This window comes from Neorhizobium galegae (genome assembly GCF_017877135.1).
GTDB classification, from domain to species: Bacteria; Pseudomonadota; Alphaproteobacteria; order Rhizobiales; family Rhizobiaceae; genus Neorhizobium; species Neorhizobium galegae_A.
Genome location: NZ_JAGIPH010000009.1, coordinates 61,113 through 75,647, shown reverse-complemented (window position 1 = coordinate 75,647; position 14,535 = coordinate 61,113). Strand labels below are relative to the sequence as shown.

The following is a 14,535-nucleotide window of genomic DNA, read 5'->3' as shown; positions in this document are numbered from 1 at the left end:
CTGCCGGCGCAGACGAGAGGCGCATCCTCAGGATGCCCGCTCGAAAGGCCCGGCCCGCCCGCCCGCTTGCCGGTCAAACGCCAGGAGAGACCCCAGTGCCGGCGCAGGATCCTGTCGGTTGAAAGCTGCGGGAAGTGAAGCGCGAGAATGCGCTGCGGCCCTCCCCTCAGGCACAGCATGTCGGATCGGGTCGTCGACGCAGGTGAATTGGCGGTCATGGGCGTTCCAGGCAAGAAAGAGGGAGAGCGGAGCCGGGTTTCGGCTCTTCTCCAGGGTGAGACGAAAGACGGGATGGCCGATGCTGCCGCCCAGCATCGATCCGTCGGGAAGGCGCCGTTCGGTGGCAAGCGCCGGTTCGGCCAGAAACCGGAAGGTGGCACTCGAGGCCTCCTCCTGCGCGGCATGGCGCAGAACGAAAAGCGGCCGCCCCGCCGCCTTTGCCCTCAACGCCAAGCGCCGGCTTTCGGTCAGCCCGAAGGCTTTCGGATTGCCGCGCACCTCCAGAATGGTCACGCCAAAGGCGCCGCTGCCAAGGGCTGCTTCCGCAAGCCACAGCGCCTCATCGATACGGTTCGGGAAGGCGTGAAAAAACTGTGTCGTGGACAAGCCGAACCCTCTTATCCCCAAGGGGTAAGGCGCTCCGGCCTCCTGGCTTGCCATCCGCTCGGCAATCCACAGCACCGGCAGCGTGCCCACACCGCCCTGCGCGCCTGCCTGCAGGCGCGCCGAAAGGGCAAATGCAAAGCCGCTTGCGACACCCGCATCGAGAAAAGCGCGGCTGCGGATTTCGGTGATGGCATCGAGCGGCACCCCGCCCTCGAGGGCCTCGTCCATGACTGCAACACCGGTCGCCAGCCGGGCCGGCCGGTCTTCCCGGCCTGACCGTTCCCTTTCCTGCCCGTCTGCCGTGGCTTGCGCCTGTGCAGCGGCCAGTGCCGGAATAGGCTTTCCCTCCAGCCGGGCTATCGTTTCGCGCAGGGCAAAAACAGTCTCCTGCGCCAGGGCGGATCGCGCCATGACGTCAGCTCCACTTCTTGTCGAGGCAGAATCTCCATGATCCTCTTCGCCTCATATGTTCATGTTATGTTCTTATGGATTCCAGAGCTGCCCGGAAGAGTCAACAGCACCCTTGGCGAGATTCGTTCACCCTCCCCACCTCTTGCTTGAATCCGCACTCGAAATATTTTTCTGGAAACCTTATATGCTCGTTGAAAAAGGAGCAGTTATGGCCCGTGTCGACCAGACCGATGATTGGCGTGATCGCCACGCCCCGACCATCAGCACGTTCGAATCGCTGGCAATCGAGGCCTATGGCAACCTGCCGGAAGAGTTCCGTGCGCTGACCGGAAACCTCACCATCGAGATCGAGGATTTTCCCGACGACGAGATTTTCGAGGACATGGCGCTTGAGACGCCCTTCGATCTTCTGGGGCTTTTCGAAGGACGCGGCATTTCCGAGCGGTTCACCATGGAAACCGGCGAATTGCCCAACCGCATCCGGCTCTATCGCCGGCCGATCATCGATTACTGGGCGGAAAACGAGGAAACACTGGGTGATATCATCACCCATGTGCTGATCCACGAGATCGGCCACCATTTCGGCTTGAGCGACGATGACATGGAGCGCATCGAGGCAAGCGTCGACGAAGCGGCAGATCGCACCGGCTAAGCCGCTTTCATCAGGCGCGGGCCGGAATGCGCCGGATGCGGGCGCCCAGCGCATTCAGCCGCTCATCGATGCGTTCATAGCCGCGCTCGATCTGCTGGGCGTTGTTGATGATCGACGTGCCCTCGGCGCCCATGGCGGCAATCAGCATGGCCATGCCGGCACGAATGTCGGGGCTTTCCAGCCGTGCGGCTTTAAGCGGGCTTGGTCCTGAAACGACGGCCCGGTGCGGATCGCATAGCACGATGCGTGCCCCCATCGAGATCAGCTTGTCGACGAAGAACATCCGGGATTCGAACATCTTTTCAAACATCAGCACCATGCCCTCGCACTGGGTTGCGGTGACGATGGCAATCGACATCGTATCGGCCGGGAAGGCGGGCCAGGGCTGATCCTCTATCTTGGGCACATGGCCGCCGAAATCCGGTTCGATCCGTTTGGACTGGCCGGAGGGCACGATCAGATCGTCGCCCTCGATCCGGCAATGGATCCCCAGCCGTTCAAAGCCCATGAGGGTCGAGCGCAGATGCTGGACGCCGGCATTGGTGATGCGAAGATCGGAATTGGTCACCGCTGCAAGCCCGATCAAGGAGCCCACCTCGATATGGTCCGGCCCGATCCGGTGGCTTGCCCCCGAAAGGGCTGCCCCGCCATGGATCGTCATGCAATTGGTGCCGATACCCTCGATGCGGGCGCCCATGGCAACCAGGAAATGGGCGAGATCCTGCACATGCGGTTCGGAGGCGCAGTTGCGCAGGATCGTCGTGCCGGAGGCGGCAACGGCGGCACAGAGCGCATTTTCCGTTGCCGTGACCGAGGGTTCGTCGAGAAACACATCCGCCCCGACAAGCTTTTTGGCGTGAAAGACATAATCTCCGTCGAGGGCAATATCCGCCCCGAGCTGGCGCAGGGCCAGAAAGTGGCTGTCGAGCCGGCGCCGGCCAATCACGTCGCCTCCGGGCGGCGGCAGGGTAATTTCCCCGCAGCGGGCAAGAACCGGCCCGGCCAGCAGAATCGAGGCGCGAATGCGCGAACACAGATCCGGATCCAGCGTTGCCGGGCGAACCTCGCGCGCATGGATCCGCAAGGTATTGTGATCCGTCCATGCGGTTTCGGCGCCGAGCGAGGACAGAAGCTGCACCAGCGCCTCGACATCGCGAATGCGCGGAACGTTGGAGAGAATGACGGGTTCGTCGGTCAGCAAGGCGGCCGCAATGATCGGCAGGGCTGCATTCTTGTTGCCCGAGGGCTCGATGGTGCCGGACAGGCGATGTCCGCCCTCGACAATATATTCTACCCGTTCAGCCGCTCTCGGTTCTGCCATGGTCTCATCCGTCTTAGTTGGGGTGCGAAGCAATGCCCCAACCACACGGATTTCCCGGCCGTTGTAAGGCATCGCCATCGTTCGGGATCGGTTGTGCAAGCCCTGCCACGCGCTTAGGCGCTGTCCGGCAGGCTTTTGAGCTTACTGCTCGCCGAGCTTCATGTCGGGATGATAGTCCTTGCCTTCGACGGTTTTCACCACCGCCTGCCCGCAATAGAGCTTGTTTTCCGCCACGTTGAAGGTGTGGCTGGGGGAGCCGTACAATTCCCATCCCTTGTTGAGGGCATCCGTCACCCGATGGCAGAAGGAGGAATCGTCGGGTCCGGTGAGGAAGCGGTAAACTTTCATGTTTCGGTCTTTCCTTGGTCAAAGGGGCTTTGGTCGATGCGGCTGCTTTGTCCGATCAGCCGGGCCAGTTGCACGAGCCGTTCGGCCTCGACAAGATGCAACCGCTCGATCATGCGGCCGTTGAGGTTGATCACGTTGAGGGTCTGCGCTTCCTGTGTGGAAAAGGCGGCGATGATCGCCTCGGCCTCTGCGACAGCCTCCGGATCGGGGCCGAAGTGATGGTTGGCCGGGTCGATCTGTGCCGGGTGGATCAGCATCTTGCCGTCAAAGCCCATGTCGCGGCCCTGGATGCACTCGTCTTCAAAACCTTCGGCGTCGCGAAAATCGTTAAATACGCTGTCGATGACGCAAAGCCCATGGGCGCGCGCCGCCAGCACCACCTGCATCAGGAAGGGAATAAGAAAGCTGCGGCCTTTCCGCGCCGGAATGCGTGTTTCCTTGCGAAGATCGTTGAGGCCGACAACGAACCCCTGCAGGCGGGGTACGGATGTTTCGCGGGAACTGGCAATCGCGCCCGCATTGAGCACGCCCTTGGCCGTCTCGATCATCGCCCAGATTTTGGTGGTGTCGGGAACGCCGGCCTCGTCAAGGACGCGTTCCACGGTTTGCAGGTCGTCGGCGCTTTCCACCTTCGGCAGGAGGATCGCATCGGGGTGGATAGAGACGACGAGCGCCAGATCGTCGGCGCCGAATTTAGAGAGGAGCGGGTTGATGCGGATGATCGAGAGGCGATCCCCGGCCGGCGGCTCTGCGAAATGAGCCGACAGATTGGTGCGTGCCTCGTGCTTCTTCTCGAAAGAAACGGAATCCTCGAGGTCGAAGATCACGCCATCACAGGCAAGCGAGGAAATCTTGGTCAGCGCGCGCTGGTTGATGGCAGGCACGCTCAAAAACGAGCGGTGCGGGCGAAGAGCCGGAGCAAGCGAATGGGACATCGCAATGTTGTGACAAGCTTTGTGATGAGGCGCAAGAGCGCAGTAGGGCAAAAGCCCTTGCATGTGTCGAGAGAAAAGCCCACATTTCCACAAGAAGAAAGGTTTAAAACCATGCAGAATATCCGCGCACTCTTCCTTGGCCTTGCCGGCATTGCCGCCATCACCGCAATCGTCGTGCTGACGGCCTCCATCACGCTGGCCTTTGCCGCCATGCTTGCCGTGTTTACGGTCGTGAAGGCACTGACCCCGGGCCCCAAGCCCGCCCCTGTGCGTGCGAGGCGTTCGGCAAAGGCAAGAGATGAGCACATGCGCGTCTGGAACGATGGCCGCGGCACGATTATTGATCTTTAAGCCATCGATCTTTAGGCCCTGCCGGCAGTGACTTGCCTGCGCGCTCTTTACAGGGCGCGTATCACATTGTGATGACAGCCGCCCGCTCAAGGCAGGGCGGCGTACCGTTTGATGGCAAACCGGCCTTCAAATCCTATTGAAATTGGTCTATGGCAGCTTCCGCAGAAGTAAGTCTCGCGGAGGCAGATCATGGATAAATTCACCAAGCTCACCGGCGTTGCTGCGCCGCTTCCTGTCGTGAACATCGACACGGACATGATCATTCCGAAGGATTACCTGAAGACGATCAAGCGCACCGGCCTCGGTGCCGGCCTGTTTGCCGAAGCCCGTTATCTGGAAGACGGCTCGCTCAATACCGAATTCGTCCTCAACAAGCCCGCCTATCAGAACGCCAAGATCCTGGTGGCCGGCGACAATTTCGGCTGTGGTTCCTCGCGCGAACATGCGCCTTGGGCACTCCTCGATTTCGGCATCCGCTGCGTCATCTCCACGTCCTTCGCCGACATTTTCTACAACAACTGTTTTAAGAACGGCATCCTGCCGATCGTCGTCTCCAAGGACGACCTCGACAAGCTGATGGACGATGCTTCGCGCGGCTCCAATGCCGTGCTGACGGTGGATCTGGAAGCGCAGCAGATTTCCGGTCCCGATGGCGGCACGATCACCTTCGACATCGATCCGGCCCGCAAGCACATCATGCTGGAAGGCCTCGACGACATTGCCACGACGATGAAGAGCGACGGCGCCATTGCCTCGTTCGAGACGAAGCTGAAGTCCGAGCGTCCCTGGCTTTAATGCCGAAGAAGGAGTTTCCGATGCTGACGCACATCTCGTCGGGCTCTCCCTTTGAAGCGACGATCGGCTATTCACGCGCTGTCGTGGATGGCGACATGATCTATGTCTCCGGCACCACCGGCTATGATTACAGCCGCATGGTCATGCCCGACGATGTCGGCGAACAGGCCCGAAACGCGCTGCAGACCATTGCCAAGGCGCTCGAAGAGGCCGGCAGTTCCCTCACGGACGTGCTGCGCGTGCGCTACTACCTGAGCGACGTGGTCCATTACAATGCGGTGGTTCCCGTCCTCGGAGACGTCTTTGGCGCCATTCGCCCGGCCGCCACAATGGTGGTCTGCGGTCTGGTCAGCCCGGAGATGAAGATCGAGATCGAGGTTACTGCGCGCCGCGGCGCCGGTTCCGCATGACAACCAATCTGCGACTTCGTCCAGCGGCAGGCGCGGGCGAAGCTCAGGGAGGCGCCACCTTTGGCGCATCAGGCCTGCCGATTTCTCAAGGACACGCATCATATGTCTCATTCGCTTTTCCTGCTTCCCGGTGACGGTATCGGCCCCGAGGCCATGGCCGAGGTGGTGAAGATCATCGACCACATGAACGAGGCGCTCGGTGCGGGTTTCGTTACGGATCAGGGCCTGGTCGGCGGCTCGGCCTACGATGCCCATGGCGCTGCGATCTCCGAAGACGACATGCAAAAGGCCATGAGTGCCGATGCGGTGCTGTTCGGTGCCGTCGGCGGCCCGAAATGGGATGCTGTTCCCTATGAGGTGCGCCCGGAAGCCGGCCTGCTTCGCCTGCGCAAGGATCTCGAGCTGTTTGCCAACCTGCGCCCGGCCATCTGCTATCCGGCGCTTGCCAATGCGTCCTCGCTGAAGCCGGAACTGGTTGAAGGGCTCGATATCCTCATTGTGCGCGAACTGACCGGTGGCGTCTATTTCGGCGAGCCGAAGACGATTACCGATCTCGGCAATGGCCAGAAGCGCGCCATCGATACGCAGGTCTACGACACCTACGAAATCGAGCGCATTTCGGGTGTTGCCTTCGAACTGGCCCGCACCCGCAAGAACCGCGTCTGCTCCATGGAAAAGCGCAACGTGATGAAGTCGGGCGTCCTGTGGAACCAGGTGGTGACCGAGACGCACAAGGCAAAGTTCTCCGATGTGGAACTGGAGCATATGCTGGCCGATGCCGGCGGCATGCAGCTGGTGCGTGCGCCAAAACAGTTCGACGTGATCGTCACCGACAATCTTTTCGGCGACATGCTGTCGGACGTCGCCGCTATGCTGACCGGCTCGCTCGGCATGCTGCCCTCGGCGTCGCTTGGCGCACCGGATGCAAAGACCGGCAAGCGCAAGGCGCTTTACGAGCCCGTCCATGGTTCGGCACCCGATATCGCCGGCAAGGGCATTGCCAACCCGATTGCCATGATCGCTTCCTTCGCCATGTGCCTGCGCTACTCCTTCAACAAGGTTGAAGAAGCCGACCGTCTGGAAAAGGCGATTGCCAACGTGCTCGACAAGGGCATCCGCACCGGTGACATCATGGCGGAAGGCTGCACCAAGGTCGGCACGTCCGAAATGGGCGATGCGATCCTTTCTGAATTCAAGGCTCTGTCGGCCTGACTCTTGTGCCTTGGGCTTTGCCGGAAACGGTGGAGCCTGCGGATGCGACCCGTGCCCCGCCCTGTGCGGGGTATTTTTTTTGCCTTGCCCGCAAATGCCTCAAGATTATCGCGATGCCTGCCGCCAAACGTCAGGAATGCCAAAATTCTTGTCATACAGACTTGTTATCCCTGTATAGGCTGTGGGGAAATCTGGCGATGATGGGCAAGTTGAGGCGGCGGCACCTTCGTTACTGCGGCAGCGTGCGGACACACTGTCATGTTTCCTGTGTTTTGGTTGCGTTGAACCTCATTCTACTGGCCGTCTTCCTTCTGGATGAGCCGGTATCCACCTATCTTCTGCGTACGCCATCGGTCTTGAAGCCGATCGGTAGTTTTGTGACGGATTTTGGCAAATCCGGCTGGATTTTGATGGTGAGCGCCCTTCTGTTTGGCGAAGCCCTGACGAAGGCAAGGCTTGTGCGCAGCGCCGCGCTGCGCTTGCAGGCTTTTCTCATCTCTCATGTTGCCGCCTATGTTTTTCTGACGGTCGCCCTTTCCGGTCTTGCCGCCAATCTCGCCAAGCGGATGATCGGGCGCGTACGGCCGCTGTTTGCGCCGGATGGCAGCGCTTTCGGATTTTCGCCCCTGCATGGCAGCTACCAGTTCGAGAGTTTTCCCTCCGGCCATGCCACGACGGTGGGGGCGCTGATGATGGCGCTTGCGCTGATGGCGCCCGCCTGGCGCGTCCATTGCCTGGTGCTTGGCCTCTGGCTCGGCTTCTCCCGCGTCATCGTGGGCGCGCATTATCCGAGTGATGTGATTGCCGGCCTCGTCTTCGGCGCCTGGTTCTCGATCGTGACGGCGACGGTGTTTGCCCGGTACGGGCTTCTGTTTACGGCGCAGGATGGCAGCCTGCCCAGGCTTTGCCGGCCACTGCCGCTGTCCTTGCCGAGCCGGCGTGCCGGCCGGTGGCGCACTCTCCTGCCGGTGCTGGGCGGCAGCGCTTCGGGAGGCCAGCCGACAGCGGCGGCCTGAGCCTTTCCGTCAGGTCGTTGATGACGGCGGAAACTCAAGACCGATGAAGCGAAAGAGGGTTGCACGCGCGGCCTGCTCGTCCTTGGTATCGACGGCTGATTTCAGTGCCTGCAGTGCCTGCAGCACGTCGTCATGGTCGGTCAGTTTGGTGTCGGCCCGCAGGATCTTCGGATGCTGCGTCGCCATGGCGTTTGCCATATCGTAAAACAGTTCTTCGAACAGTTTTTCGCCCGGCCGGTTGCCCGTCACGCGGATTTCAATGCCACCGTGGGCGTTTTCGTCATTGCGCACGGTAAAGCCCGCAAGGCGGATCATGTTTTCCGCCAGATCGCCGATGCGCACCGGCTCTCCCATTTCCAGAAGAAAGATGTCGCCGCCGACCGACAGGGCGCTTGCCTGAACGATCAGTTCGGCCGCTTCCTGGATCGACATGAAGTAGCGCGTCATGTCCGGATTGGTGACGGTGACCGGCCCGCCCTCGGCGATCTGCTGCTTGAACAGCGGCACTACCGAACCGTTGGAGCCCAGCACATTGCCGAAGCGCACCGCGCAAAAGTGCTGGCCGGTGCTGCGCCGTTCCGCTTCCAGCGCCATCTGGCGGATGATAAGTTCCGCCCAGCGCTTGGTGGCGCCCATCACATTGGTCGGGCGCACCGCCTTGTCCGACGAGATCAGCACAAAATGGCCGACACCGGCCTCGAATGCAGCCTTGGCGACCGTCAGCGTGCCGAAAACATTGTTCTCGATGCCTTCCAGGGCATTGGCTTCAAGCATGGGCACATGCTTGTGAGCCGCGGCATGGTAAAGCACGTCGACCTTGTGGGTCTCAATCGCGTGATTGACCCGGCCCTGGTGGGTGATCGAACCGAGAAAGGGGACGATCCGGCAGCGTGTAAGACCGGCCAGTTCCCGTTCGATCTTGTAGAGCGCAAATTCATTGGCCTCAAACAGCACAAGGCATTCCGGCCTCCACTGCACGATCATCCGGCACAGTTCCGAGCCAATCGAGCCGCCGGCGCCGGTGACCATGATCACCCGGCCTTTGACGATGCTGTCGATCAGCTGCGGGTCTGGCGGCACGAAGGATCGGCCGAGCAATTCGTCGATCTCGATCTCGCGGATCTGGTTTGCCAGGTAGCGGCCGTCGACCAGGTCTGAAATATCCGGAACGGTGCGGATCTTCACGCCAAGCCCGCTGATACTGCTGATGACGCTGCGGCGCCGATCGGCCGAAATCGTTGACAGGGACAGGATGATTTCCTGCACGCCATATTGCTCGATCAGGCGCGGCAGGTTGGCAGGATTGTAGACGCGGTAGCCGCCGACATCGCGACCATGATGGCCCGGATCCTCGTCCAGGAGCCCCACGATGAAGCGGTTTCCGCTGCCGCGCAGCGCCTGCGCCAGCTGCACCGAGGAGGCGCTGGAGCCATAGATGAATACGGGCCGCTCGTCGCGGCGCAGACCGGTGCCATGGCTGAGGATGATCTTGGTGGTGAAGCGCGATCCCCCGATGAGGGCCGCGCCGAGGGCGAAATAGAAAAAGGGAATGGACCGGGGAACGATGCCGCGGCCGGACATTTCCATCAGGAACACGAGGATGACCCAGATCATCGTCGCAATCGCCATGGCCTTCAGGATCGTCCAGATGGCCGTATCCGGAAGGTAACGGATCACGGCCCTGTAGAGGCCCATGCGAATAAAGATCGGAATGGCAATCGCCGGTGCCAGCAGCGCCAGAAAGACCCGCTCGGGCGAGATATCCGGCCACCACACGGCATAGCGCAGCGCGTAACTTGCCCAGAGCGCGACAATCAGTGTCACCACGTCGAAGCCGATCAGCAGGACGCGCTTCCAGAACCGGGGCATTTCCTCGATTTTGCGCCGCAGCACCTCGGTCAACACCATGCAGTCGCTCGCGTCTTGAAGCCTCTCGCGCCGATCATGGGATCGCCTTGCCGTGATGGGGCGGCGCTTCGGGTGATTTGTCCCGCGCCACCGTTTGCTGCAGACCGTAGGCCACCGGATAGGGAGGAACCCAATCCAGCAAATCACCCGTCTTTCGTATATCCACCTGAAGATTCTTAAGCAAGCGGTTGCTTATTTGGGTCTTTCCGACCAACTTTGCCAATGTTTTCAGGAGGCTGGGTGGGATCGGCAGGCCAAGTCCAGCCCGTCCCTGCAGTTGTGCCAGCCGCTTGAACAACTGATGCGTGGAAAGATCCTCACCGTCGCTTGCCAGAAAAACCTCTCCGGCAGCCTGCGGATGCTGGGCCGCGGCAAGAAGCAGGTCGCAGAGATTATCGACATAGACCAGCGAACGCCGGTTGTCGCAGGCGGCGAAAGGCGAGGGAAGGCCGACAGCGGCAAGGCGCATCAAGAGGCGGAAATTGGCGCCGACACCCGGGCCGTAGACCAGAGGCGGGCGCACGATGACCACTTCCATGCCGCTCTCTTTGCCCAAGGCCAGAAGCGCCCGTTCCGCTTCGGCCTTGGAAAGGCCGTAGGCATCCTCGGGATGAGGTGCATCGTCGGCGTGGAAGGGAAAGCCCTCTCTTGTGCTTTCACCGTTTACCTTGATGGAACTTGCAAAGACGAAGCGGCGCACCTTCGTTTCTGCGGCCGCGCGGGCCAGATGAAGCGTCGCCTCGACATTCATCGCGCGGAATTTCGTCAGCGGATCGCCGTCCGTCTCGCGCATCACATGAACGCGTGCGGCAAGGTGGATGACCGTGTCGATGCCGGCAAGAGCATGCCGCCAGTCGGTCCGGTCGGTGATGGTGCCGATCGTTGCATAGCCGGGGCGGGGGAGGCGGCTCACCGGCCGAAACGGCAAGCCGCGTTCCGCCAGCATCCGGCAGAGGGCTTGTCCGACAAAACCTGTGGCACCAGTGATCAGGTACACGTTTCTGTCGCCCTCATGCTCATCGTTTCAGCAGACGCCGATAGGTGGCGATCCCTGCCGTCTCGTGGTCGGGAAGGCCGGCACCGGCCAGAAGCGCAAGTGCGGCCGTGGCCAGATAGACCAGAAGCACGGCAAGCAAGCCAAAGCCCGTGTCACGGGCCAGAAGTGCCAGCGGCAGAATGACCAGAAGGTTGAGACCGAAGGCCGACAGGGTAACCGGTCGCGCCCCTCCGAACCGCCGCGCCAGGCGCTGATAGGCATGGGAACGGTGGGCTTCCGCGATGTTTTCGCCCCTCAGATAGCGGATGATCAGAGTCACGGTGGCGTCGCTTGCAAAGAGTGCCGACAGGATCAGCCATTGCGGCAGGCTGAGCCAGCCAGCGACGAGGCTCTTCATGGCGATCGCGACGATGACAAAACCGAGGAACGTGCTGCCGGCATCGCCCATGAAGATGCGGGCAGGGGGAAGGTTGAAGAGCAGGAAGGCCGCCGTCGCGCTGGCGGTGGCCGCCATCAGCCACCAGGTCCAGCTCTCCAGCGCTGCAGGAGTGCCGAGGGCGGCAATTGCCATGGCGGAGATCATCATCATGACCGTCTGCTGGCCCGCAATTCCGTCAATGCCGTCCATGAAGTTGAAGAGATTGACCCACCAGAGCCCGCCGAGCAGCAGAAGAAGCCCGGCGCCGAGCTGAACGACGGCTCCACTGTCGCCGGCGATGGCCGCCGTGCCGCCTGTGATCCAGATCGCCAGAAGAACGATCAGGGCCTGCACCGGCAGACGGACGCGGGCCGGGAGCGGTCGCCAGTCGTCGAAAAGGCCCAGCGCTGCCAGGAGCGCGCCAAGCAGCAGCAGTGACAGGGTCTGGCCACTGCCGCCAGGCAACAGCAGGCCGGCCAGCAGCGTGCCGGCGACAATGCCGATGCCGCCGCCGGTTGGCGTCGGCCGCACATGCGAGGAGCGCGCCACCGGGGCCTGCATGAGGCCGAGATCGCGTGCCTTTGCAATGATGACGAAGACGCAGATCGCGCTTGTCAGGGCACCGGCGGCAAGGATTGCAGGGCGCGGGAGACTGGTAAGCTCACTGATCACCAGTGGAGGCTCCGGGTCGCAGGCTCCGGCGGTCGATCATTGACAAATGATGTGTCCTTCTCATGCGGCATGCTCGCAATGGCCATGGCTTTGGCCGCTAACGGGGGGCGGCTGCAAAGGTTGCTCTTCGCAACGCTTGACTCGCCTGCGAAATCTTCTAAGGAGTTCATCAGAAGGGAAGCAACAATGTATCGCAGCGACAATCACATCGCCGCTTCATTTGGTCCGGCACGTGTGGCCGGAGCGCCGCTTTTCGCATGCGTATCCTCCAAAACCAAGGCCAAAACGACGACGAAAACCGTCTGACGTCTCTGGCCTACCGCTCTCTCCCCGGTTCGGCCGGGGACAAGGAAGCACGGTTTTATCGTGTTTCCCCCTCAAAGCCCGAGGAGAGAAGAGAAAGAGAGCAGGAAAATGGGTTTCAAGATTGCAGTGGTCGGCGCAACCGGCAATGTCGGCCGGGAGATGCTGAACATTCTCTCCGAGCGCGGCTTTCCCGTCGATGAAGTGGTGGCGCTCGCCTCCGCGCGGTCGCAGGGGACGGAAGTTTCCTTCGGCGACAAGGTGCTGAAGGTTGCCAACCTCGAGAACTATGATTTCTCCGACACGGATATCTGCCTGATGTCGGCCGGTGGCACGATTTCCCAGAAGTGGTCGCCGAAGATCGGCGCGCAGGGCTGCGTCGTCATCGACAACTCCTCGGCCTGGCGTTACGATCAGGATGTTCCGCTCATCGTTCCGGAAGTCAATCCGGATGCCATCGACGGCTTTTCCAAGCGCAACATCATCGCCAACCCCAATTGCTCGACGGCCCAGCTGGTCGTGGCACTGAAGCCGCTGCATGATTTTGCCAAGATCAAGCGCGTCGTTGTGTCCACCTACCAGTCTGTCTCCGGTGCCGGCAAGGAAGGCATGGACGAGTTGTTCACCCAGACGCGCGCCGTCTTCGTCGCCGATCCGATCGAATCGAAGAAGTTCACCAAGCGCATCGCCTTCAACGTCATTCCCCATATCGATAGCTTCATGGAAGACGGCTACACGAAGGAAGAGTGGAAGGTGCTCGCCGAAACCAAGAAGATGCTTGATCCGAAGATCAAGGTGACCTGCACGGCCGTGCGCGTTCCCGTCTTCATCGGCCATTCGGAATCGGTCAACATCGAGTTCGAAAACGAGATCACGGCCGACCAGGCGCGCGATATCCTGCGCGAGGCGCCCGGCTGCCTCGTCATCGACAAGCACGAGAACGGTGGCTACATCACGCCGCTCGAATCCGCCGGCGAGGATGCGACCTTCATTTCCCGTATCCGCGAGGATGCCACGGTTGAAAACGGCCTCAACATCTGGGTCGTCTCCGACAACCTGCGCAAGGGGGCTGCCCTCAATGCCATCCAGATTGCGGAACTTCTCGTCAATCGCGGCCTGATCAAGCCGCGCAAGCAGGCCGCCTGAGCCTGAATTACCTTTTGGTAAGCATGACGTGATAAGGCCTCGCCTTCAGGGCGGGGCTTTTGCGTTCGGGCGGATCACGATCTTTTCATGCCTGGAAAGGTTGTCGATGGCGCTCAGCGCACCATAACCACACGAGCAACAAAGGGCGCGTCAGAACGGCTGCGCCTTCGAGACAACCATGGGATCCGACGAATGTTGAAAACTGTTCTGGGTGGCGCTGTCGGCGCGGTGATGATGACGGTCACTGCCGCGCAGGCTGCCAGCTGCGGCAATGATGCATCAGGCTTCGAGGCCTGGGTGCAGGACTTCAAGCAACAGGCGCCCGCCCAAGGCATTCCGGCCTCCGTCGTCCAGCAGGCCTTTTCCGGCGTCAGCTACAATCGCCCGACGATCCGTGCCGACCGCGGTCAGAAAAGCTTCAAGCTGTCCTTCGATGAATTCCTGCAGAAGCGCGGCGCCTCTGCCATCATCTCGCGCGGCAAGACCATGAAGGCCTCGAACGCGGCGCTGTTTGCCAATATCGAACGCCGCTACGGCGTGCCGGCCGGCCCGATCCTGGCGATCTGGGGAATGGAAACCGGCTTTGGCAGTTTCATGGGCGACCAGCACACGCTGTCGGCAGTGGCGACGCTCGCCTATGACTGCCGCCGCTCCGCTTATTTTACCGAGCAGCTTTACGCCGCCCTGCAGCTGGTGGCGCGCGGTGACCTCAGCCCCTCTGCCAAGGGGGCAGCCCATGGCGAAATCGGCCAGACGCAGTTCCTGCCGCTTAACGTCATCCGCTACGGTGCCGATGGCGATGGCGATGGTCATATCGACATGGTGCGTTCGCGCGCCGATGCGCTGGCCTCGACCGCAAACTTCCTCGTCGGCCATGGCTGGCAGCGTGGTGCGGGATATCAGCAGGGCCAGCCGAATTTTGCAGCCATCCAGGGCTGGAATGCCGCGACCGTCTATCAGCAGGCGATCGCCTATATGGGCGCAAAGATCGACGGGCAATAATCCCGTCCGGTGCAGGCCTCTTCAACCTGCAC

At 61.4% G+C, this 14,535-nt stretch carries 15 protein-coding genes; 8 read left to right on the top strand and 7 right to left on the bottom strand.

Annotation, left to right across the window (positions count from 1 at the left end; genetic code table 11):
• Positions 1–27: 27 nt before the first annotated feature.
• A complete protein-coding gene (locus J2858_RS24155; protein ID WP_245366903.1) occupies positions 28–1,017 on the bottom strand; it encodes an ImuA family protein in 990 nt (329 codons plus the stop codon).
• A 208-nt stretch (positions 1,018–1,225) separates the two neighbouring features.
• Between J2858_RS24155 and J2858_RS20880 the strand changes: the two genes are divergently transcribed.
• Complete coding sequence (locus J2858_RS20880) at positions 1,226–1,669, top strand: metallopeptidase family protein (protein WP_210106796.1); 444 nt, start codon at positions 1,226–1,228, stop codon at positions 1,667–1,669.
• A 10-nt stretch (positions 1,670–1,679) separates the two neighbouring features.
• Here J2858_RS20880 and murA read toward each other — a convergent pair whose 3' ends face one another.
• The 3 genes from murA to J2858_RS20865 form a co-directional block, all read right to left on the bottom strand.
• A complete protein-coding gene (murA, locus tag J2858_RS20875) occupies positions 1,680–2,990 on the bottom strand; it encodes a UDP-N-acetylglucosamine 1-carboxyvinyltransferase (RefSeq protein WP_210106795.1) in 1,311 nt (436 codons plus the stop codon).
• 141 nt (positions 2,991–3,131) lie between these two features.
• Positions 3,132–3,338, bottom strand: coding sequence for a DUF1737 domain-containing protein (locus J2858_RS20870; RefSeq protein WP_210106794.1), 207 nt, complete (start codon positions 3,336–3,338; stop codon positions 3,132–3,134).
• Positions 3,335–4,273, bottom strand: coding sequence for an HpcH/HpaI aldolase/citrate lyase family protein (locus J2858_RS20865; RefSeq protein WP_210106793.1), 939 nt, complete (start codon positions 4,271–4,273; stop codon positions 3,335–3,337). Before J2858_RS20865 ends, J2858_RS20870 begins: the two co-directional genes overlap by 4 nt.
• 111 nt (positions 4,274–4,384) lie before the next feature.
• Here J2858_RS20865 and J2858_RS20860 point away from each other — a divergent pair, with 111 nt between their 5' ends.
• From J2858_RS20860 to J2858_RS20840, 5 genes are all read left to right on the top strand, one after another.
• The gene (locus J2858_RS20860) at positions 4,385–4,624 is read left to right on the top strand and encodes a hypothetical protein (protein WP_210106792.1); all 240 of its coding nucleotides are present in this window, start codon (positions 4,385–4,387) and stop codon (positions 4,622–4,624) included.
• Between the two features lie 189 nt (positions 4,625–4,813).
• On the top strand, positions 4,814–5,419 hold the full coding sequence (gene leuD / locus J2858_RS20855) for a 3-isopropylmalate dehydratase small subunit (protein WP_210106791.1): 606 nt from the start codon (positions 4,814–4,816) through the stop codon (positions 5,417–5,419).
• A gap of 20 nt (positions 5,420–5,439) precedes the next feature.
• Positions 5,440–5,829: a RidA family protein gene (locus J2858_RS20850; protein WP_210106790.1), complete on the top strand. Its 390-nt coding sequence runs from the start codon at positions 5,440–5,442 to the stop codon at positions 5,827–5,829.
• Positions 5,830–5,931: 102 nt separating this feature from the next.
• Positions 5,932–7,041, top strand: a complete 1,110-nt coding sequence (gene leuB, locus J2858_RS20845) for a 3-isopropylmalate dehydrogenase (protein WP_210106789.1) — start codon at positions 5,932–5,934, stop codon at positions 7,039–7,041.
• Positions 7,042–7,322: 281 nt separating this feature from the next.
• Positions 7,323–8,057: a phosphatase PAP2 family protein gene (locus J2858_RS20840; protein ID WP_245366902.1), complete on the top strand. Its 735-nt coding sequence runs from the start codon at positions 7,323–7,325 to the stop codon at positions 8,055–8,057.
• Positions 8,058–8,066: 9 nt separating this feature from the next.
• Here J2858_RS20840 and J2858_RS20835 read toward each other — a convergent pair whose 3' ends face one another.
• The 3 genes from J2858_RS20835 to J2858_RS20825 are packed head-to-tail and all read right to left on the bottom strand — an operon-like array spanning position 8,067 to position 12,052.
• Positions 8,067–9,965 (bottom strand): polysaccharide biosynthesis protein, encoded by a 1,899-nt coding sequence (locus J2858_RS20835; protein WP_210106787.1) that lies wholly within the window; start codon positions 9,963–9,965, stop codon positions 8,067–8,069.
• 34 nt (positions 9,966–9,999) lie between these two features.
• Positions 10,000–10,962, bottom strand: coding sequence for a UDP-glucose 4-epimerase family protein (locus J2858_RS20830; protein WP_210106786.1), 963 nt, complete (start codon positions 10,960–10,962; stop codon positions 10,000–10,002).
• Between the two features lie 19 nt (positions 10,963–10,981).
• The gene (locus J2858_RS20825; protein ID WP_210106785.1) at positions 10,982–12,052 is read right to left on the bottom strand and encodes an MraY family glycosyltransferase; all 1,071 of its coding nucleotides are present in this window, start codon (positions 12,050–12,052) and stop codon (positions 10,982–10,984) included.
• A 414-nt stretch (positions 12,053–12,466) separates the two neighbouring features.
• On the opposite strand from J2858_RS20825, the gene J2858_RS20820 reads away from it, so the two are divergent.
• Both J2858_RS20820 and J2858_RS20815 read left to right on the top strand, forming a co-directional pair.
• Positions 12,467–13,501 carry an aspartate-semialdehyde dehydrogenase gene (locus tag J2858_RS20820; protein ID WP_210106784.1) on the top strand — a complete coding sequence of 345 codons (1,035 nt, stop codon included), beginning with the start codon at positions 12,467–12,469 and terminating at the stop codon, positions 13,499–13,501.
• Positions 13,502–13,693: 192 nt separating this feature from the next.
• Positions 13,694–14,503, top strand: a complete 810-nt coding sequence (locus tag J2858_RS20815; protein ID WP_210106783.1) for a lytic murein transglycosylase — start codon at positions 13,694–13,696, stop codon at positions 14,501–14,503.
• The last annotated feature ends 32 nt before the right edge of the window (positions 14,504–14,535 follow it).

Coding starts and splice junctions, on each gene's coding strand:
- J2858_RS24155 (WP_245366903.1), bottom strand. CDS start 1,017: ATGGCGCGATCCGCCCTGGCGCAGGAGACTGTTTTTGCCCTGCGCGAA.
- J2858_RS20880 (WP_210106796.1), top strand. CDS start 1,226: ATGGCCCGTGTCGACCAGACCGATGATTGGCGTGATCGCCACGCCCCG.
- murA (WP_210106795.1), bottom strand. CDS start 2,990: ATGGCAGAACCGAGAGCGGCTGAACGGGTAGAATATATTGTCGAGGGC.
- J2858_RS20870 (WP_210106794.1), bottom strand. CDS start 3,338: ATGAAAGTTTACCGCTTCCTCACCGGACCCGACGATTCCTCCTTCTGC.
- J2858_RS20865 (WP_210106793.1), bottom strand. CDS start 4,273: ATGTCCCATTCGCTTGCTCCGGCTCTTCGCCCGCACCGCTCGTTTTTG.
- J2858_RS20860 (WP_210106792.1), top strand. CDS start 4,385: ATGCAGAATATCCGCGCACTCTTCCTTGGCCTTGCCGGCATTGCCGCC.
- leuD (WP_210106791.1), top strand. CDS start 4,814: ATGGATAAATTCACCAAGCTCACCGGCGTTGCTGCGCCGCTTCCTGTC.
- J2858_RS20850 (WP_210106790.1), top strand. CDS start 5,440: ATGCTGACGCACATCTCGTCGGGCTCTCCCTTTGAAGCGACGATCGGC.
- leuB (WP_210106789.1), top strand. CDS start 5,932: ATGTCTCATTCGCTTTTCCTGCTTCCCGGTGACGGTATCGGCCCCGAG.
- J2858_RS20835 (WP_210106787.1), bottom strand. CDS start 9,965: ATGGTGTTGACCGAGGTGCTGCGGCGCAAAATCGAGGAAATGCCCCGG.
- J2858_RS20820 (WP_210106784.1), top strand. CDS start 12,467: ATGGGTTTCAAGATTGCAGTGGTCGGCGCAACCGGCAATGTCGGCCGG.
- J2858_RS20815 (WP_210106783.1), top strand. CDS start 13,694: ATGTTGAAAACTGTTCTGGGTGGCGCTGTCGGCGCGGTGATGATGACG.